This is a genomic window from Asticcacaulis sp. MM231, from assembly GCF_964186625.1.
In the GTDB taxonomy this organism is placed as follows: Bacteria; Pseudomonadota; Alphaproteobacteria; order Caulobacterales; family Caulobacteraceae; genus Asticcacaulis.
This window is the reverse complement of record NZ_OZ075108.1, coordinates 2,463,169-2,481,951: the sequence shown is the minus strand read 5'-3', so window position 1 is coordinate 2,481,951 and position 18,783 is coordinate 2,463,169. Positions and strand designations below refer to the sequence as shown.

17 protein-coding genes are annotated in these 18,783 nt (G+C 53.1%); 10 read left to right on the top strand and 7 right to left on the bottom strand.

The genetic code is table 11. The features are described 5' to 3' along the window. The first annotated feature begins 131 nt into the window (after positions 1 to 131). The gene (locus tag ABQ278_RS12120; RefSeq protein WP_349319823.1) at positions 132 to 2,666 is read left to right on the top strand and encodes an ATP-binding protein; all 2,535 of its coding nucleotides are present in this window, start codon (positions 132 to 134) and stop codon (positions 2,664 to 2,666) included. A gap of 355 nt (positions 2,667 to 3,021) precedes the next feature. Next, a complete protein-coding gene (locus ABQ278_RS12115; RefSeq protein ID WP_349319822.1) occupies positions 3,022 to 3,474 on the top strand; it encodes a hypothetical protein in 453 nt (150 codons plus the stop codon). 99 nt (positions 3,475 to 3,573) lie between these two features. On the opposite strand, the gene ABQ278_RS12110 is transcribed toward ABQ278_RS12115, so the two are convergent. The 4 genes from ABQ278_RS12110 to ABQ278_RS12095 all read right to left on the bottom strand — a co-directional run bounded on the left by ABQ278_RS12110 (position 3,574) and on the right by ABQ278_RS12095 (position 6,880). Continuing rightward, a complete protein-coding gene (locus ABQ278_RS12110) occupies positions 3,574 to 3,804 on the bottom strand; it encodes a hypothetical protein (protein ID WP_349319821.1) in 231 nt (76 codons plus the stop codon). A gap of 134 nt (positions 3,805 to 3,938) precedes the next feature. Next, positions 3,939 to 4,094 (bottom strand): hypothetical protein, encoded by a 156-nt coding sequence (locus tag ABQ278_RS12105; protein ID WP_349319820.1) that lies wholly within the window; start codon positions 4,092 to 4,094, stop codon positions 3,939 to 3,941. Positions 4,095 to 4,530: 436 nt separating this feature from the next. Further along, the gene (locus tag ABQ278_RS12100) at positions 4,531 to 5,910 is read right to left on the bottom strand and encodes a hypothetical protein (RefSeq protein WP_349319819.1); all 1,380 of its coding nucleotides are present in this window, start codon (positions 5,908 to 5,910) and stop codon (positions 4,531 to 4,533) included. A gap of 19 nt (positions 5,911 to 5,929) precedes the next feature. Beyond that, positions 5,930 to 6,880: a site-specific DNA-methyltransferase gene (locus ABQ278_RS12095; protein WP_349319818.1), complete on the bottom strand. Its 951-nt coding sequence runs from the start codon at positions 6,878 to 6,880 to the stop codon at positions 5,930 to 5,932. Positions 6,881 to 7,317: 437 nt separating this feature from the next. Between ABQ278_RS12095 and ABQ278_RS12090 the strand changes: the two genes are divergently transcribed. The 5 genes from ABQ278_RS12090 (at position 7,318) to ABQ278_RS12070 (ending at position 11,598) form a co-directional block, all read left to right on the top strand. Beyond that, complete coding sequence (locus ABQ278_RS12090) at positions 7,318 to 8,157, top strand: hypothetical protein (RefSeq protein WP_349319817.1); 840 nt, start codon at positions 7,318 to 7,320, stop codon at positions 8,155 to 8,157. A 462-nt stretch (positions 8,158 to 8,619) separates the two neighbouring features. Further along, entirely contained in the window at positions 8,620 to 8,925 is a 306-nt protein-coding gene (locus ABQ278_RS12085) for a helix-turn-helix transcriptional regulator (protein ID WP_349319816.1), read from the top strand. Beyond that, positions 8,922 to 9,980, top strand: a complete 1,059-nt coding sequence (locus ABQ278_RS12080) for a hypothetical protein (RefSeq protein ID WP_349319815.1) — start codon at positions 8,922 to 8,924, stop codon at positions 9,978 to 9,980. Before ABQ278_RS12085 ends, ABQ278_RS12080 begins: the two co-directional genes overlap by 4 nt. Then, positions 9,977 to 10,717, top strand: a complete 741-nt coding sequence (locus ABQ278_RS12075; protein WP_349319814.1) for a hypothetical protein — start codon at positions 9,977 to 9,979, stop codon at positions 10,715 to 10,717. Before ABQ278_RS12080 ends, ABQ278_RS12075 begins: the two co-directional genes overlap by 4 nt. Beyond that, the gene (locus tag ABQ278_RS12070; RefSeq protein WP_349319813.1) at positions 10,714 to 11,598 is read left to right on the top strand and encodes a hypothetical protein; all 885 of its coding nucleotides are present in this window, start codon (positions 10,714 to 10,716) and stop codon (positions 11,596 to 11,598) included. The genes ABQ278_RS12075 and ABQ278_RS12070 overlap by 4 nt, the downstream gene beginning before the upstream one ends. Here the strand turns inward: ABQ278_RS12070 and ABQ278_RS12065 are convergent. The 3 genes from ABQ278_RS12065 to ABQ278_RS12055 all read right to left on the bottom strand — a co-directional run bounded on the left by ABQ278_RS12065 (position 11,556) and on the right by ABQ278_RS12055 (position 13,966). Then, positions 11,556 to 13,232: a type IV secretory system conjugative DNA transfer family protein gene (locus ABQ278_RS12065; RefSeq protein ID WP_349319812.1), complete on the bottom strand. Its 1,677-nt coding sequence runs from the start codon at positions 13,230 to 13,232 to the stop codon at positions 11,556 to 11,558. The two genes, ABQ278_RS12070 and ABQ278_RS12065, sit on opposite strands and share 43 nt — an antisense overlap. 198 nt (positions 13,233 to 13,430) lie before the next feature. After that, positions 13,431 to 13,667: a hypothetical protein gene (locus tag ABQ278_RS12060; RefSeq protein ID WP_349319811.1), complete on the bottom strand. Its 237-nt coding sequence runs from the start codon at positions 13,665 to 13,667 to the stop codon at positions 13,431 to 13,433. 11 nt (positions 13,668 to 13,678) lie between these two features. Further along, entirely contained in the window at positions 13,679 to 13,966 is a 288-nt protein-coding gene (locus ABQ278_RS12055) for a mobilization protein (RefSeq protein WP_349319810.1), read from the bottom strand. A 226-nt stretch (positions 13,967 to 14,192) separates the two neighbouring features. On the opposite strand from ABQ278_RS12055, the gene traA reads away from it, so the two are divergent. The 3 genes from traA to ABQ278_RS12040 all read left to right on the top strand — a co-directional run bounded on the left by traA (position 14,193) and on the right by ABQ278_RS12040 (position 18,763). Next, entirely contained in the window at positions 14,193 to 17,333 is a 3,141-nt protein-coding gene (traA, locus tag ABQ278_RS12050) for a Ti-type conjugative transfer relaxase TraA (RefSeq protein ID WP_349319809.1), read from the top strand. A 9-nt stretch (positions 17,334 to 17,342) separates the two neighbouring features. Next, entirely contained in the window at positions 17,343 to 18,062 is a 720-nt protein-coding gene (locus tag ABQ278_RS12045) for a DUF6118 family protein (RefSeq protein WP_349319808.1), read from the top strand. Positions 18,063 to 18,280: 218 nt separating this feature from the next. After that, positions 18,281 to 18,763 (top strand): hypothetical protein, encoded by a 483-nt coding sequence (locus ABQ278_RS12040; protein WP_349319807.1) that lies wholly within the window; start codon positions 18,281 to 18,283, stop codon positions 18,761 to 18,763. The last annotated feature ends 20 nt before the right edge of the window (positions 18,764 to 18,783 follow it).

The window sequence follows — 18,783 nt, the reverse complement described above, 5'->3', positions numbered from 1 at the left end:
ACACGCTCTGACATCTATCAGATCACCTAGAACTGTCGCCTCCTCATCAAGAACGAATGCCCTTTACAAGAGCCTAGCGCTACAAGAAGCTAAGGGTTGAATTTGATTCTAAAAAACGGGGGGATTGACTAATGAGTTCGGTCGAAAATTCGAAATCCTCGAACGAGGTTATATCGGAAATTATCAGCAGTGAAACGCTACCCCAGAGCGGTGAGTTCCTCGTGTCTCTTCAAGATGAAAATGGCTTATTCACTGAAGACGAAGGCATTTTACATGATTACAAGGACGAATTCCCTTTTAGCTCGTCCGATGGATACTTTGGCGGAATACTTCGGCTAATTTGCGGCTTCAACAATACATTTGGTGGCTTGATTATATTCGGAGTGGACGACAAATCACGTAGGGCCGGGAAGAACAAGGTCACTGTTGATTCTGAAAAGGTTAACAGGAAGCTGAGAGAAAATCTGAGTCAGATTGTCACCATTAGTTGCAGAAAGTACCGCACGCGGTCGGGCGATGTAGACGTAGTCCTAATACCAAAGCGAAAAACCGGTGTGCCTCCTGTACGGCTTGCAAAGGTAATTTCTAACTACTCACCTTCTAAAATCTACAAACGTGCGGGCGCCGAAGTATTGGACGCCGCCGGGATTGACCTTGAGTTCCTATATGGCCCAAGACCAAATCCGTTTATCGAAGAAAAAACTGAGGTATTGTCGATCGACGCCGCGCTTCCAGGTTCACCAGCCACAATCGATGAATTCGTCGGCCGATTTCAAGTCATGGAGCGTGCAATGGAGTGGCTTACGTCATCCCGAGAACCACGCCTGTTTCTCTGGGGGCACGGCGGCTCTGGTAAGAGTACTATCGCATACGAATTTGCCAAGATTGTCGCGGGCAACGGCAAGCTTTTATATACAGTTGGCGGTAAGCAATATGAGCGAGTTATATATGTATCAGCAAAAAACAGTTTTCTAGACCCGTTTACTGCAAAAATAGAAAAGTATAAAGCAACAGATTTTTCGTCTTCCGTTGATTTATTTAAATCTCTACTATATTTATCAAATTGGACGGATCAATCTTTAGATGCCTTCGATGAGGCATATTTACTTAAAGAGCTTGAAGATCTTTTAGAAATTGAGACGCAGTTAATCATAATTGATGACATTGACTCGCTATCCTCCGCTAACGAGGATAACGGGATGGAGCAGCTATTTACAATTGCCGCTCGGTGCCGATCAGAGACAAAGGTACTATACACCCAGCGTAATTTGCCAGTATACGCGCGTCGAAATTCGATAGAAATACCAGGACTTGACCAAGGGGACGAACTTCCAATTTTTATAAGTCTTTGCTCAAAGCAATTTGGCGTGCCCGCGCCAGACGAGGTGGAAGCGCTGCAAATATCAAAACTTTCAGAGTGCCGTCCACTTGCTGTTGAGACCATCATAGGTCTGAGACGCATCACCAGTTCGTATTCGCAAGCTATGCAGAGGTGGACAAGCGATGCGTCGCAAGCGAGAGAATACCTTTTCCAACGCGAATACGACCAACTTTCCAAAGAAAATCGCGGCAGATATTTGCTGGCCGCATTGTGCGCATTCGCCCGACCTCAAGGACTTGGTGTTCTTCAGCAAGTCCTGAGCTTTAAGGACGAGCAATTACAAGATGCGATCGCTGAAACCCGCGATATGTTTCTCAAGGTTGAATACGGCACCGACGGGGGCGACCAGTATTCGCTAGGCGCAGCTACAAGTTCGTTCATCCAGATGATTTCAAAGAAACTGGACAAATTTCCGGCGATTGAGGCGCGTGTCAAACACTACCTGTCGAAAAGTAGTGTGACGCCACCCTCTTTACTTGTATTGCTTGAACGCGCCAATAGGCAGGTCGATCAGGGACAAGCGGAATCCGCATGGACCTTTCTCAACAATACAAGCCTCCCTCCCGCCGTAACCGAGCACCAGGCTTTCAAAGCTACACTCGGTCGAGTAGCAGCCAGCCTTAAAAATCCTCGGCTCGGCGAAGCGCGTCAAGCATTCGAAGAGGCATATGGCCTGGGTAACCGCGACCACAAGATGTACCTCGATTGGCTGGGTATGGAAAAAGCGGCAGGTGCTGGAACCACGAACGGTATCGAAGTGTGCATACGTGTCGTCAATGGCAGTGGTTTTACGAGCCGTACCACCGCAAACTTCTTTCGCCATCTCGCATATTTGCAAATGAAGCGCGCAATTGAGATTTCGGACAGTTCGCCAGAAGAAAGCGAACGCTTAAAAAGAGAATCGCTCAAAAACAACATAAACGGTTATAATTTTGCCAAGAAATCAAGCGACCGAAATTTGGAAAATTACTACGAGCAGATTGTGGACACGTTCAAAAAGGTCGCGATATCCAGTATAAAGAATGGAACCTCAGACCAGCTACTCTCGACGATAGAGGATGTTTTGCAGCTCGCCGACGATCCCGGCGACATTTTACCAATTATCTCTATAAATATGAAGCGGTTGGCGGACAGAGTTCAGCCTCATTCCAGACTGTCAGTTCGCCGTTCAATCACGCGTATTCAAGGTCGACTTTCTCAAAAGGGATTTTGCGCCACTTCGGACGCGGAAGAGAAAAGCAAGTTCCATAGTGCGCTGAAAGCAATGGTGTCGGGTCTATCATGACGAGGGTTGAAGCCATTGTTTGGGTCTTGCGACATGCAAAAATGTAGCCTTCGATAAAAGACGAGATCGATTAGCCAAATTCCTTCTCGTTATGAACCAAGCGGCAAAAATGCGCGTTTCGTTAGCGCCGGCCTGGAATCGAGCGGGACCATCGCTCCAAAGCGTGCAAAAGCTAATTCTAATGATTTCAATGTGTTGGCTCTGGTGCGAGCGGTTTTCTGAGGCATTTCAATTACTTGCTTATCGTCACTTCCTGCAAGAACCAGCCGAACTCGTCAATGTGGAACCTATAAATTTTTTGTTGACGGTTAATGGGAAAACGTCGTTATGTTGCGAGATGCAACTGGGGAGTGTCATGAAGAAGATTATTATGGCTATTATTGCACTGATCGCCATGCCGGTATCGAGTATGGCCGGTGAGCAATATACGGCGGTGACTAGCGCGGCCCCCTTTGAAACACACCTATCCGAAGCCCTTGTAGAGTCGCGCAATATCCAAGTGTTTTGTATGTCGGCAAACGAAATACCGGAAGGCTACGAAACGCGTGTGCTTTGCATAAGCGATCGCATTGCTAAAATGTTCGAAGCCTTTGAAAAAAAACGAGGCCGTGAATATTCAGACGCGCTTTTCAAAGGCGTTCTGGACAAATCCTGTACGGCGGGAAGCGGCACGACTAAAAACTGTAAGGCAAAATATAATGCGCCAAATGGCATGCAGTTTTTACCAAATACTTTAATTAAAGTGGGAAGCGGTTACAGAAAAATCCTAAATTTCATGCTCATGACACGATATTACAATTTGAATTGAGAACATCAGGTGGTCGTAGCTATGTCAAAATCAGCTTAGATTGTATCTATACGCGGGCATTTATCGATGCGGCGATAAAGGCCGAGCGAGCTGGGATTGTCACAGAGTTAAAGTCACGTGGCCTGCCTTACGAATAGGCTCGGCGACAATACCGTGATCGGCCGCCGCGATCAGAGGATATTCGTCAGTAGTCTTAGTCAGGGCCCCTATCTCTTGTCTCGGCTTCAACAAATTGGCCCGGCCGACGGTTTTATTGTTCGAGTTGACCGGGTAGGAATCGGTCTCTATCCCGGCCGAGATGGCGTCGATCGTACCTTTGACCATGCGCATTACACACCCATAAGATGCCAATCTATCAGCGCGTCACCAAAGCCTCTGGGTCAACATCCAGTGAACCACCTTCAACGATCGCTCCGTCATCTGTGATTACCACGGGGCCATGCCCGACAAGCATCGAACCTACCTCACCGGTCGAGGTAGGCACGAGACTGATAGTACAATGCCCATCCGACCGACAGGCGCTTGGGCGACTCGCGTGAAGCAGCAATCGCTTCGCCAAGTTCATCCTGTTTAGTCGCCAGAAAATCGCCAAATGCCTCGATAGCGGCCTCTATTTTCATGCTTACGTTTCTAACCCACAAATCGGCTTGTGCAAAAACGACGGATAATGGAGATAATGCCGCTTTATGAGTTCACGACCTGGTCTTAAAGTTTTGAATTCAAGACAAAAATTGTTTTGAGATCTCGGAAGCCATAACCGTGTACTGACTCGATTTATAGTTGGAGAATGGAAAATTCTCCAAGCCGTCAAACTTGCTCCGAAGGGTTTCGAATTCAAAAAGAGTTCCAGCTTCTAACGCTTGACGGAGAGCGCCAATCAAACCGTTGATGACGGTGGGGGTTACCAGCCTGTCAGGAATTTTTTTATCTATGGTCCACTTTTGAGCCGGAAGTCGTGACTTTGCAGCGGAAAAAAATATTCCAATTTGACTGGCGCAGAACGCAATATACCTCTTTCGGGCGGCGTCGTTTTCAGATGCAACAAATGTATCTTTTTCAGGGTCGGTCCATAACCTGAAAAGCGGAACTCGAGCTCGTTGGGCGAACTAGAGGACGCAACCCATAGCTTACAACTGAAGTCGTCTTCAACGGTTCAGTCTCGAAGTATTGGCGAGCAAACTTGTCTGAAAGTGCACCGGTGCCGTCGTTAAGAGCGTCCAGAACGTCTCGTGCAATTGAATCTGCCAGAAAGGGACGGATGATTTGGTTGATCGCTTGTTTCAATTCTGACTTAGCATTTGACTGGTTAGAATTGATTTCAAGGAATAGGCCCGCTTCAAATTTAGTTTTCTCGTCAGCCGACGCCGATTCGGGATAGATAATCCCTGTTACCAAAAGGTTTTGCTGTGCTCTAAGTGCGCTGACTACCGCTTCATTAGAGCCGCCTTCGTAATACGAGAAAACACGATGTTGACCGTCAATAAGTCCGATAGAATTAAAATCAGACGGAATTGCAATACTTGCGGGTCGAGTCTGCTGAATTGTCTTAGGGTCGATTGTATTGTCTTGATCGTCTAAAACTTTGGTCCCACTGGGTAGTGTTACGATTATATTGTTTACAAATACCCTGCGAGTTTCGATCAGATACTTTCTGACCGAGTCTATTTTACTCCTGACGATCATCCGTTGGTAAAGTCCGTCTCGATCACGCCAACCATCGCGCCGTAAGACGTACGCCCGCGACAATAATGCAGCAGGGTGAATATAAAAAGATACGACCTTGTATCCGCTAGGAAAGTTTGAATGTGCTTCCGGCAAAACTGAGCCTCTGAAAGCATCCCGAGGTGATGGATTGTTTTGCAAAGCTCGCTCGGCGAACCGGTTGTAATCGATGCCTAGAAACGCCAAAACCTCACTTCGCGCAGACCGTCGAACTGTCTTTGTAAGTATTTTAAAGTACCTGACAACACTATAGTCAAAATATTTAACCTGAGGAACTTGTATTTTCGTTTCGACCTTTACGGTATTGTATGAGCAATACGCAATTACCAGCTCTATATTGGTGTTTTGATATTTATCTGCAAGCGCACTTTTAATATTCAGCGGGCTTAAGCGAGCAAAATCTAAAAAAGCGGATTTATTATTTAGTATTTTTTCGTATAAAAGTGCTTTCGGTTTTATGTGCTCAGATATATCGCTTTCTTTCCTTACAGTGTATTCGACCAAGACGATCGTATTTTCAAGAATGAAAATATCATCGAAATCACTTGTAAATCCCATGAAGGTGAATTCTTTATCGGAGGCACCGTCAGCTCGACTAAATCCGACGGAAGTGAAAATATCTCGAATCTCATTCCGATGACGGCGCTGTAAAGCCGCGCGCGCCTTATCTTCCGGGCTAAGGACCTTGCTTTTCTTTTTGGGACTAACAGCCATATTATTTATCCTCGCGCCCTTATTCAGCTGCCGGGGCCCATTCGTCTGGAATGGTTGCTACGCGCTCGCCGACCTTCGGTCTTCGAACTTCTTTTCCAATAGGCCTGGTCACCAATCGGCCTTCTTGAAACGCGGCAAGCCGCTGCTCAGCTAGCTTTATGTATGGCAGGCTTTGGTCGATACCAATGCCGCGCCTGCCGTGAATTGCTGCGGCGATTACGCTAGTCCCTGTTCCGACAAAGGGATCGAGTATCGTATCGCCGATTTCAGTGAGTGCCAGAACACAGCGCTCTACCAGTTCGCTTGGGAACTGGCAGGGGTGAACGGTTTTTTCTGGATGATTTGCCTTCACATTCGGCAAGTCCCAAATAGGATTTGACTTCATTACCTCATCTGGATCAAAGGTCCAGTAGTCAGTCGGATTTTTCCCCTTGGGGTTGCCGCTAGGCATTCCCGCTTTGGCGCCCTTTGACGGTGCGTGTCGCTTGCCCGGATATAGCTGTGGGACTAGTACCTCCTCCAGCTGGAAGAAGTAGCTATCCGACTTTGAGAACCATAGTAACGTCTCATAGCGGCCAGAAAATCGCTTTTTTGCGTGCAGACCAAAGTTAAAATGCCAAATTATTCGATTCCGAAGCTTAAATCCTTTTCTCGTGATAATTTCGTAAAAGAAATAATCGAGCGGAAACACTTCACCGTTACTGACATAGTTACCAACCTGCCAGCACAAATGGCCGTCATCTGTAACCTTGTCGCATGCTTTTTCTACAATGGGCGTGAGCCATTGAATGTATTCATCCAGAGTTCGGCGCCTATCGCGCTCATATTCTTTGCCGATATTGTAAGGTGGGGAAGTTATCACTAGCCGACAAGACTGGTCCGCAATCAAGTCTAATTTCGCAAATGCGTCTCCTTCTATAAACTCGTGAGTCACCTCATTGGCGACAAAACCATCATTGTTGTGAATCACAAATTTATTCCCCAGCCGTTATGACTTGTAAGGCTTGCCATTTTGAATGGCTCAACCCAACGCAGAATACGAAACGTATGCCGATTTGGGGCGCCTTGACAATGTTTGAAAGTTAACTCAGCAACTTTGGGTGGTGAAAATGCAGAGAGTTCATGTGAAATGCGGAATTCCGACGTAACATCATTGATGGCAAACTGAAGCTTCTGAATTGAATTGTTTGCGAAAAGCATTCATTTATCCGTTTTGGCGTCCGGCCGCATTTTGAACTCGAGCCTCTGGCCTGGCGGAGGCATTGGTTATTAGCGATCTCCTCCTAGCATAAATCGCCCATTAAGTTGACCTGCCAGGTCGCCCTTTACGTGTTTCTTTGATCACACATTTTCAATCAAAAATAGCCTGACGCCTCTTTCTCCTACGCATACAAACTTTGACTGATAGTGTTCATCAACGTTTTTTTAACGAAGGGTATTCCGATGATCTCTTTAAGTGTTCTTTTGCTATCGTTGAGCCTTGTTTCGGGCGTTTCACCAATCGTGCCTATTTCATGCCCTGCAGACAAGGTAAGCAAGAACCGGATTGTAATCGTAGAGTCCAAGCATCGGACAAACGTTGGCGAGGGAATGTCCATTTTCATAAACGCCAAGGTGGATAAAAAGTACGCAATTGAGGTAAAAAGTAAGGCGGTTGATGAACCTTCATTGGTTGATTTGTGCCCGGCAATTTTGATCGTCCATTTGCACGCGCTAGCTACTGACGAAGCAAATAGAGGTGCCGGCAATTCGGCACAGTCTGAGAAAGAACTAATTAGTCAACTCAGTCATTTTCGACTTGAAAGTCCGTTCACAAGAGTAATTGTTTACAGTGCCTCATTTGCCAATCAGGATGGTCTTACGGTATTGGAGTCAGCAGCCAAAGATCTTTCCCCTGACACGGGGAAGGCGATCAACGGCATTCAGTTCTTATACTGGCCGGCCGATAGCGGAACGCCATCAAGCAATATTCGGACGGAAGACAATGACGCCCTCTACAATCTGATCAAAGAGGACGTCAATGGTGTAGGTGTAGAAGTTGATAAAGCTCTACAGAGCAGCAAACCATCAATAGCGAGCGCCGACGAATCCTCCTCAACAGACAGTGGTGAGTTGAGTTCGGCCAGCAACCCTGACCGCATATTTGATTGGATTGAGAACAGGCCAGTTTTAATAGGCGGCATCGCCGTTCTTCTAGCGGCAATTATAGGGGGATTTGCCGCAACCCGTGGGGGCAAGAAATCTTAACTCATCACCGTGTGAATGATTGTGGGGTATCTGTAGCACGTTAGTGGAACCTCCCATTTCCAAGAAGCTACAACAACCACTAAGTTTCATTTCCTAGAAGGGCGCGAATGCGCTGTTCAATGACAACCGGGATATGTTTTGAGGGCATAGTTCGATCGAGGTGCTCGGAGAAAATTTGACCGGGTTTGATTTTTCTCCGGTTCTATGTCACCCTGAAGTTGCAGTTGCCACATGTGACTGCCAGGTCGTAGAAAGCCTGACAACGAGTGGTTTGATGCTGGCCATTCCCAGCACGAATATCCTTGACCTCTTTGCGGTCGGGAAGCCTATGGCGTATGCAATAGGCTCCGTCCGAAGGCCATAGGGACCGTCTCGTTGCGGTTTTCTAACTTCCCGATCACCAAAGGCTCGAAGTCGCCCAAGCCATAGTGCTGGGCCTCTTCTACTGGAAAGGGGTTAGACATGCGTATACGTAATGTAGTGCGCCCGACTGCCGGCGCTTGTGTAGAAATAAACGGCCGTAGTACCGTAGACATTCGCCTTGGCGAGCTGATGAAGCAACGCCGTAAGCATTTGGGCCTCACCAAGAGCGGGCTTGCCGCTCAGTTGGCGCTGACCAAGGACGACATCCGTAAATACGAGCGCGGCGAAATTCCGTTCCGCGCGGACATGCTGGCGGTGCTTCCAATCGCGCTCAGGGTACGCGTACCGTTCTTTATAGACCCGATTTCCGGCATGGTCCGGAAGGGTGGGGTGGTGCGGCCATGAACGCCATTTCACATCCCCTACCAGCCGGTTACATTACCGGCCAGTTTGACGTTGCCGGCCACGAACTGGCGTCATCCCCTCCGCCGGAGCGACTACTGGATCTGTTGCTGCTGGCGGACCAGCACGAGGCCGAGAAAGAAGGCCACGCCGCCCCACGGCCCGGTCATTGGGACCAACTCCGCGATGAGGCTGGTGCCGAACTCATGCAATTGCTGAGCGGCAATCACGAAGCGGATCATCTGGGCTGGCGGGACCCTGACGCGGACTGGCAACCAAAGTTGTTCCGCCACGCCCTCAACTCCATAGCCAAAATGGATAATGCCGGACTCCTGACCCTGTTTATCCAGGCTTCGGAAAACGCCTATTTACGCGAGGCCGAACCGATGCAGGCGCGGTGGGACCGGGTTGCAGCCCAATGCCGCGAAGAAGTCCTGCGTCGGGTGGCAGCAGCTAAGCCATCAGTGCCCTTGGAAGCGGCACCGGAAGCCAGTGACGAGGATGACGAAACCGAGGATGCCGACGCCGATGCTGATGACTATGTGTCTCTGCGCGAGGTTTTGCGCGTCGCCGAGGACGCCTTCGAATATGAATTGTCGGACGCAAAACTGCTCGACCTTTACATCCTTGTAGACAATTGTGGTGCCGGCCCTGACGACGAGATCTTTGATGACATCCTCGATCCCATAACCGAGATGCTGCAAAAGCGGATAGAGCAGGGCAGCCCGGACCTGGCGCTCATTTCGCCAGTTGAAGGGTTCGACTATCCGGACCACCACGCCCAAGCGCTTGCGGCAGTCCTTACGGGTAAGCTTTCCAATAAGAACCTGCTGACGATCTACCGCATGGCCTGGGATTGCGAGCCGGACTCGCCTTGGATGGCTATTGCAGATATGTGCCGGGCGCAGATTTTACGCCGCATGAAGCCACCACCTCTGCGACCAGACGACAGATACTGGTTGGATTGGAAGCGCACGGAACTGGTGCGGCGGGTAACAGCGCATGATCAGGCAGACGCTGGCGGAGCGGAAGCCAGTCTTGCGGGAGGTCGGCCATGATCAGCAAGTCATCGCTTTTACCGGAACCTCCCTACGCCCAGCCAGCGCGGCAGGCAGACTGGTTCTGTCTCCACCTGACTAGGGATCAGGACTATTTCGCCCTGGCCCGGCGTCTGAGTGGCAGCGTCGAGGATGCCCGCCAGATCTACCAGTCGGCGATGCGGAAGGTCATCGAAGGCGGAAACTGGGGCAGGATTATCAATCCTCATGCCTATATGATGCGCCTGATTTTCGACATAGCGGTGGCCAGAACGGACACCGCGTTGCTACCGGCGTCGCAGTACATTGCGAGCCAGGATGTCGGTCCGCTCCCGGCTCACGAGCGCCCTCCAGTGGGCGCAGATATGGCGCTAAACGCTATGCAACGGATGCAGCGCTCCAATAGGGACATCCTGTGGGCCTGGCGCGTGGAAGGGCGATCTTTGCGTGAACTGGCGCGCAAATTCAGGATCGAGCCTAACGCCGTCAGTAGACGCGCCGCCAAAGCCCTGCTGGAATTTCATTATCTGCTTCAGGCGGCATTTTGTGACCCGGCGCGGGTTTGTCGGAGGACGGATGCGTTTTTCGGAGGGCAAGAGGTCATCAAGACCGCTTCAGGGCGGCGCCGGTCTTGGTGGTACATCCCCCGAAGTGAAGCCGTGTCGCTCCTGATGGGATTGAACATAGGTATCTGTGGCGCCGCCGGAATTTTCGTCGTTGCGCATTACCTGCCCGAGATTGGGGTGTGGTTCAAATGAGAAATGCACCCAACATCGAGAAGGCCAGAAAAGAGGCCGCGCGCAGAGACTTTATGACCATGTCTGATGAGGACATGCTGAATTACTATGTCAAACGAAAGGATCAGAATACTCAACTGGAACGCAAATTTGTCGGTGAGTTGGCGCGGCCCCATCTTGTCAAACGGATGGAAGGCGCCCCGGTCAGTCCCAACTACAGGCGAGATAGCAGCGTAGGTGTTCTCGAACGCTGCAAACACGCAGAGGCCAGAGGCACGCTACTATCGGAATCCCTGACGCCTGAAGGTCTGATGGACTTGCTCGACCAGTCTTACGACTTTGCCTTTGGCACGCCCGTCGATGACAAATGGCTGGTCGTCTGGGAGATATGCAAGGCGCGCATTTATCGGCGTCTCAAGGAAGGAGGGGCTCACCGCTACAGTGCCGAGTATTCCATCGCCAGGGCGATAGATTATCTTCTGGCCAAGCAATTCCAGACCGATATCAAAACGCTCAACAACTATATTTGGGAACCCGTATTTTATCATGAGCGCGGGATAATGCGGTTATCTACCAAGACCGCTCTCGACATGAAAGCGCGTATCTTGTGCGGACGGACGGTTATAGCTGCCTGTGATCTGGAGGCGGAAGCGAACTTCAGAAAAAGGAAGGATATGGAACCCTCCAGCCAGGGAGGGAGCTGGGATTACGGCGATGCCCTTACCTGGGTTCGGGCGTTCCTTGGCCATGCTATAGATTTTGAATCTAAGCTACGAAATCGCTTTTTTGACAAGTTTGAGCCGAACGGTGATCCCGACTGGCAAAGGTGCTACACGCCGCCGCCGAAGTTTATCGGGGGTCAGCTTTGGTCGAACCTGCCTCTGAATTCGGGATCGTCATAATAACGCAGCTTGTATGCGATGTGCGGCGCTTGCCCGGCCAGGAATAACAGTTCCGATTCCGGCGGTAGGCGCCGCACCTCATCGGGCGTCAACAGCGGCCGGCCGGTATGTTGTTCGCCATAGGTGATGCCGGAGTCCTCGGAATCGAGGTTGCGGCTCATGGTCTGGAATACGACCGTGCTCTGGCCCAACAGATCAGAAATCAGGCGCGCGCTTTCATGATCATTGACGCCGAAAACCTGGAGGACGCCGGCATTGGACAGGAAGGTGCCGGCCCGTTGACCATAGGTGGCCTTCAGTTGATGTATGTCCTGAAGGATCGGCCAGAGCTGCACGCCGTAACCGGCTAGCAGGCTCATGGCGCGCTCCACGGCAGCCAGGTGGCCGAGGCTGGCAAACTCATCCAGCAGATAGAGAACAGGGGAGGGAAGACGCCCCGGCGCCCGTACCATGTCCGTCAGGCTTTGTGTCACCAGTAGGCGGAGCCAGCGCGCATAGGTGTCAAGCCGATCGGGCGGCAACACAAGGAAGACGGTCGTTGGCTGGCGCTTCAGGTCGCCGAAGCTAAAATCCGACCGGCGCAGCACGTCCGCCATCCGTGGGCTGTCGAGAAAGTGCGTATGGCGTTGCGCGGCCGACAGCACGCCGGCAGCCTCACGATCCGACTTTGATTTGTGGCGATTGGCAGCTCTGCGGATCAGACCATGACAGGCAGAGGTTGACTGCATCGTTGTCAGCAGATCGGCAAACTCGTGCGTATCCAATGTCAGACAGTCACGGAGTACAGCCAGGTTGCGGCGAAGCTCGATTTCCTCGGAAACGATGTAGAGGATTATGCCGGTGATCAGCGCCTTGGCCTCTTCGTTCCAGTGGGCTTCACCGACGGCGCCAGGCGGATCGACGACCAGGGCGTCAGCCAGAAGGGCGGCGTCCTCGGCAATGTCGGGACTGTCAGGATCGAGGGCGGCGAGGGGATTATAGGCGGCAGAAGGTCGACCTGTGACGCTGAAGGGATCGAGGATATGGACCGGCCCAAACGCCGACCTTGCCCGTGCCGTGATGCGAGCATTCTCACCTTTGGGATCGATACAGACGATCGAGCGGTCTTGCAGCAGGAGGTTTGGAATGATCGTACCCACACCCTTGCCGGAGCGCGTAGGAGCCATGGTCAGCAAATGCGCCGGCCCATCATAACGCATCAGTTTGCCGCCCGGACCTTCGCGACCGATCAACAGGCCATCCCGTAAACTCGTGATGCTGTCCATGTCTTTCCGGGTGGCGAACCGCGCCGAACCATGCGTGTTCGCGCCGTCACCGTAGTCGAAATGGAGAAGCAATGGTGCGGCAATCACTCGCAGAAAGACCGCCGCCACGATGACGAGTAGGACGATGCCCAGCACAGTATCGAGCACCTTGTTTCGGGTTCCGTGAGGGACGAAAAAAGACTCCATCCAGAGGAATAACAGGTCGAGGACGATCGCCGAAAGAAGGACAATAACGAACGTGCCGAGGACATGTTTCCACATCCGAAACGGCGCCATCACAACACACATGAATGCCCATAATGGGTCACGCGCGGCGGCGGCCAGCATGTTGCCGAGGGCGCGAAAAACGCGGAAGAACCAATTGATCATTCACACCCCATCTTCGGATAAAGCCCCGCTCCCGCTGTCTTCGATTTTACCACAAAGCGGCGTTTCGTTGCCTTGTAGCATGGCTGCCCTCGTACATCTGGTGGGGCGGGGAAGTCCTTTCACGAAGGCGATTTTTGCGACTCTTTTAAACGCAAAGATCGGAACTTGATGCCGCTACCAACTGACGTAAGCCCGTTCCTACTCTTTCGGATATTTGCGTTTAAGCCGTCGCATACGGGCGTTGCCGACCAGAGGCAACAACGACCAGATAGCTGAGATCAGCGCCACCCCAGCTAATGTGAGCGTTGAAATGATGAAGCTTGGCTTGCAGATAGCGACTACGAGTAGGGCCACAAATGCAGGCGCAAGGGGTGCGGCGATTATGAGTCGGTCGCGTATATCCGCGCGACGTTCTGAGGCTATGGTTTCGGTCATGCGTTCTTTCTCTACTTTCGGGAGGTTTCAGAATTTGACGATTCGAGTGTCAGTATATCGTCAAACAGGCCCTTGTCGGTTTCGCGTGTGAGAAACCCTGGCAGTTCCCGTTTGATGAAGTCACGTAGATATTCGGCTGTGGCTTCGCGACCGTCTTCAATACGATGAAGAATGAGCGCGCCCAGGAGCACTTTGCGGCGGGTATCTCTTGCTCGTTCGTCCTTGGTCAGCCTGGCCTGCAATGTCTTGCGCTGGGCATCCAGTTGGGCCAGCCGTTCTTCGATGGATTTACGCGCCATTATACCACCCCGTAACAACTCCACGATGCTTTATTTTGCCAAACTCAACTCTTGATTGCAAGTGTTTTTATGGTACTCTGAGACCGTATGTGTTGTGTGTATCGCGCCTGACAAACGTGCAGCACACCTGAGCAATCGTAGCGTAGCGGAGATTTTGAAGGGCGCACTTACGAGTTGCTTCGCAACTCAGATGCGCGCCGGCAGGGGCCGGCGAGGGGATAGGTCAATGGCGATTTATCATCTGAGCATGAAAACCGTCTCCCGTGCATCGGGCCGCTCGGCTGTGGGCGCGGCCGCCTATCGCTCCGGCACCCGTCTGACCAATGAACGCGATGGTGTGACGCACGACTACACCCGGAAGGGCGGCATCGAGCATTCGGAGATTCTTCTGTCAGAGGGCAGCACGGCCGAATGGGCGCGTGACCGGGAGACGCTGTGGAATGCGGCCGAGTTTGCCGAGAAGCGCAAGGATGCCCGCGTCGCCCGCGAAATCGAAGTCGCCTTACCGCATGAGCTGACGGGGGAACAGAGACTGGAACTGGTGCGGGAGTTCTCTCAGTCGCTAGCCGATCGCTATGGCGTGGCGGTGGACTTCGCTCTGCATACGCCTGATCAGGATATGGATATACGCAACCATCATGCGCACATCCTGTTCACGACCCGTCAGGTGACGGACGAGGGGCTTGGCGATAAGACGGACCTTGAACGCGAAAACAAATGGCTCAAGGCGCGGGAGCTGCCGACGACCGACGAGCAGTTGAAAGCGCTGCGTGTCGAGTGGGAAGAAACGGCTAATCTTCATCTGGCGCGCGCCGGTCATGACATCCGCATCGATCACCGCTCGCACCAGGACCGGGGCCTGGAGATCGAACCGACCCAGCACGTCGGTGTTCATGCCACGCAGATGGACCGGCAGGGCAAGGAGGTCGAGCGCGAACGGCTGGCCGAGGAGGCGAGGGTTAGAAACGCCGAACTGATCCGAGAAAACCCCGACCAGGTGCTGACACTGATCACCGGTGAGAAGAGCGTGTTCGATCGTCGCGACGTTGCCCGCACCCTGCACCGCTATATCAATGACGACCCAGCAGAATACCAGGCGCTGTACTCGAAAGTCATGGCGTCGGACGAGCTGGTGCGTATTGCTGACGGACCTGACGGCGTGCGCTATTCGACGCGGGAAATGGTCGAGTTGGAAACCGGCATGGCACGCGATGTGGCGGCCATGTCAGGACGCTCAAAGCATGGCGTCAGGGACAGCCATATCGATCGTGCCATTAACGGCCAAGATGAAGCGATACGGCGCGGCATCGCTGCCAGCTTGCCGGATGATCTGGCCGCCGCTCAGCGCGCGCGCCTGATGCAAGCGGCTGGTATGAGCGAAGAGCAGCGTGATGCCGTCAGGCATATAACGGGCGACGAACAGGTGTCCGTAGTTGTTGGCTTTGCCGGCGCCGGCAAGAGCACCATGTTGGCCGCCGCGAAGGAGGCATGGGAAGCGGAAGGCTACACTGTCCACGGCGCCGCACTGGCGGGCAAGGCCGTCGCCGGGTTGGAGGAAAGCGCCGGCATCGAGGGCCGCACACTGGCGTCTTGGGAGATGCGGTGGAAGATGGGCACCGCCCAGCTCGGTCCGCGCGATGTCATGGTCATTGATGAGGCCGGCATGGTGGGATCGCGCCAACTCGCCAGGTTTGTGTCAGAGGCCGAGCGGACGGGCGCCAAGCTCGTGCTGGTTGGCGATCATGAGCAGCTTCAGGCGATCGGCGCCGGGGCGCCCTTCAGGGCAATTGCCGAAGAGGTAGGCTATGCCTCTGTTGAGGATATCCGCCGGCAGCGCACACACTGGCAGAAAGCGGCCTCGCGCGCCTTCGCCACCGAGCGGACAGAGGAGGGGCTATCGGCCTATGAGAAACGCGGCCACGTCCATCTAAAGGTCGATCAGGAGGCGGCCCGTGCCGGTCTGGTGCGCGACTATGTCGATGACGTAGAGGCCCGGCCGGATGGCACAAGAGCGGCTATGGCGCATCGCCGCGTTGATGTGCACGCCATCAATGAAGACATCCGCGAAGCACTGAAGGGCAGGGGCCATCTGCAAGGCCATGAGCTTGCCTACAAAACCGAGAACGGCGAGCGCAGTTTCACAGTTGGTGACCGCATCGTCTTTCTGCAAAACAACCGCGACATGGATGTGAAGAATGGCACCCTTGGCACGGTCGAGGCCGTGGAGCATGGCCGCCTTGTGACACGGCTGGATGGCAGTGACCGGGCGGTGGCCATCGATGCCACGGAATACAAGACATTCGATCATGGCTACGCCACCACCATCCATAAGACGCAAGGGGCAACCGTAGACCGATCCTATGTGCTGGCCTCGGAGACCATGGACCGGCACATGACCTACGTCGCCATGACTCGGCATAAGGACATGGCTCAGCTCTATGCCGGTGAGGACCAGTTTGCTGACATGGACGCCTTGAAGTCCCGACTTGGCCGCTCAGGCGCCAAGGAGACGGTTTTGGACTATGTCGATCGCGATGGCCGCCGTCGTGACACCGGGCAACAGGTGAGGGACACCGAGGCCTTCGCCAGACGGCGCGGCATGGATAGCGATATTGTCTATCCGCTGGAGCGCCAGCCATCGGTCCAGGTGCGCGACAGGGAGGTGGAGCCCGATAGATCGAATGAGCCGGCCCAGCCGACGAAGAAGCGCAGCATGTTTGCGGGCCTGAAGCTGAAGGCCAATGCCCCGGAGCGTGACAACGACCGCAGTAGCGATACCGTTGCCGATCGACCCGGCAGACGCGGCACGTCTCCGCTGGAGAAGGCGACGGAGCGATATGCCCGCGCCTATAGCGATGCCGCCAGAATGCAGCGGGACGGCCTGCCGATCCTTGAAGGACAGAAGCAGGCTCTGAATGAGGCTGCGCGGTCACTGGACCAGGCCCGGCCCGGTGCATCGAGCGTTATGGCGTCGGCCCTGAGGCATAACCCGGCCATGCGTCAGGCCATGATGGATTTGTCGGGTGAGGCGCAAACGCAGACCCTGATCACCGGCATGTCGCAGGAGCGCCTGGCTTTGGCTGATCCGCACGTGCGAGCCGACCGTTTGGTGGATCGGTGGAGGTCACTCACCGCCCAGCAAAAGCGACTTGAGGGCTGGCAGCACGACGAGGCCCGTGCGCCCGTGGAGAGGGCCATGCGCGACACGGCCAAAGAGATAGCCCGCGATCCTCAGGTGGAGTCGTTGCTGCGCAATCGGCGTCAGGAACTGGGATTGGGCAAGGCGGGCGGTCAGGACAGCATCAGTCGTGAGCTGGAACGATCGATCCAGCGCGACCGCGACCGTGATCGGGGATTAGGACTGTAGGAGGGAAAAATGGTGGACGATAGGGCACCGGCGGGTGGCGAGGATGATGGTGACGAAGCAGCCAAGGCGTTCGAGGCGCTGCGCAAATCCATTGACCGGCGCAATACGGCGACGACGGCTGAACTGAAGACAATCCGTAAAGGCGTCGAGGCCTTGTTCGACCAGATCGAGGCGTTACAGGCCAAGCCTGACTTCGCAGCGGATCTGGCTCAACTGAAGCAGATTGGTGTTGTCGTCGCCAAGCGGCTGGAGGCGCTGGAGGCCTTGCCAGCTTTGAAGCAGGGCGTCAATGCGTTTGAACGTGCCGGTACGGAGCTTGTGAAAACATCGGCCCAGGCGTTTGACCAGAAGGCGCAGCGGTTCGACTATGCCGCGTCAGCGCTTGAACGCATTACCAGGAACATCAATGATCGCCACACCTACCATCGGCATGCGACTATCGCCGGTGGCGCCGGGATAATCGTGGGAGCACTGTTGTTGCTGTCTATCCCACGGCTCCTGCCGTTTGAGGCTGACAGCCACGTCGCAGCGGTAGTCATGGGAAAGTCGCGTTGGGAGGCTGGGGCTGCCATGATGCAGGCGAGCGATCCGCGCAGTTGGAAAAACATCAGCTTGGATGCACAGCTGGGGGCAGATAACGCGGAAACGCTAATGCGTTGTCGGCAGCTTGCTTCAAAGTCTGGTCAAACCCAAAAATGTACTGTGAAAATAACGCCAGTCCACAATTGAAGAAAAGGGGAATTGTGTTCGAGCACAGGCGATTGCGCCTATAACGTGCCTTACTCATATATGACTAATGGAATCAACGCGCGACCGGCATAGGGAACGAGCTGGATCATGGTATTTGAAAGTACGTTCGACTACCGATAGGTTCTCACAGGTATGTTGAGGGCCGGTGGTTTAGTTTCGCAATTTATGACTTGGCACCGAAATGCAAAAGGAAAATTATGTCACCTGAATCACGAGAAAATTGGAAGTTGCGGCTTGAGATTTTCAAAACCATTCTTCAGATCATCACTTTGATATCGATAGGGTTCGCTTATCTTAGCTATAGAGATAGTGTGTCTAAAGTAGACCAAGATACGTATAAGATGATTGCGGCGAACTGGAATGACCACCTTGCTCTCTTTATCGAACATCCCAATCTGCGCCCATATTTCTTCGAAGGAAGGGCCGTGACGCCTAATAACAAGGATAAATTACTTATCGAGAGCGTGGCGGTTGTTAGGCTCGACAAAATGGATGCGATACTTACGTTCTTTGCCCAACGGAGAGCACCGGATAAGGCCATTCTGGGGTGGAAGACTACATTCGCTGATGCGTTCCGGAGGAGTCCAGCCCTATGTGAAGCGATCAGCGGAGTTGAGGGCAATTACGGCCTGATTGTGCCCATTGCTCAGGAAAATTGTACCATGCAACAGACGCGTTAGACCGCCAGTTCTGTATTGGA

What these genes read in the sequence shown, in the direction of transcription:
- ABQ278_RS12120 (WP_349319823.1), top strand. Translation starts at nt 132, where the DNA reads ATGAGTTCGGTCGAAAATTCGAAATCCTCGAACGAGGTTATATCGGAA.
- ABQ278_RS12115 (WP_349319822.1), top strand. Translation starts at nt 3,022, where the DNA reads ATGAAGAAGATTATTATGGCTATTATTGCACTGATCGCCATGCCGGTA.
- ABQ278_RS12110 (WP_349319821.1), bottom strand. Translation starts at nt 3,804, where the DNA reads ATGCGCATGGTCAAAGGTACGATCGACGCCATCTCGGCCGGGATAGAG.
- ABQ278_RS12105 (WP_349319820.1), bottom strand. Translation starts at nt 4,094, where the DNA reads ATGAAAATAGAGGCCGCTATCGAGGCATTTGGCGATTTTCTGGCGACT.
- ABQ278_RS12100 (WP_349319819.1), bottom strand. Translation starts at nt 5,910, where the DNA reads ATGGCTGTTAGTCCCAAAAAGAAAAGCAAGGTCCTTAGCCCGGAAGAT.
- ABQ278_RS12085 (WP_349319816.1), top strand. Translation starts at nt 8,620, where the DNA reads ATGCGTATACGTAATGTAGTGCGCCCGACTGCCGGCGCTTGTGTAGAA.
- ABQ278_RS12080 (WP_349319815.1), top strand. Translation starts at nt 8,922, where the DNA reads ATGAACGCCATTTCACATCCCCTACCAGCCGGTTACATTACCGGCCAG.
- ABQ278_RS12075 (WP_349319814.1), top strand. Translation starts at nt 9,977, where the DNA reads ATGATCAGCAAGTCATCGCTTTTACCGGAACCTCCCTACGCCCAGCCA.
- ABQ278_RS12070 (WP_349319813.1), top strand. Translation starts at nt 10,714, where the DNA reads ATGAGAAATGCACCCAACATCGAGAAGGCCAGAAAAGAGGCCGCGCGC.
- ABQ278_RS12065 (WP_349319812.1), bottom strand. Translation starts at nt 13,232, where the DNA reads ATGATCAATTGGTTCTTCCGCGTTTTTCGCGCCCTCGGCAACATGCTG.
- ABQ278_RS12060 (WP_349319811.1), bottom strand. Translation starts at nt 13,667, where the DNA reads ATGACCGAAACCATAGCCTCAGAACGTCGCGCGGATATACGCGACCGA.
- ABQ278_RS12055 (WP_349319810.1), bottom strand. Translation starts at nt 13,966, where the DNA reads ATGGCGCGTAAATCCATCGAAGAACGGCTGGCCCAACTGGATGCCCAG.
- traA (WP_349319809.1), top strand. Translation starts at nt 14,193, where the DNA reads ATGGCGATTTATCATCTGAGCATGAAAACCGTCTCCCGTGCATCGGGC.
- ABQ278_RS12045 (WP_349319808.1), top strand. Translation starts at nt 17,343, where the DNA reads ATGGTGGACGATAGGGCACCGGCGGGTGGCGAGGATGATGGTGACGAA.
- ABQ278_RS12040 (WP_349319807.1), top strand. Translation starts at nt 18,281, where the DNA reads ATGTCACCTGAATCACGAGAAAATTGGAAGTTGCGGCTTGAGATTTTC.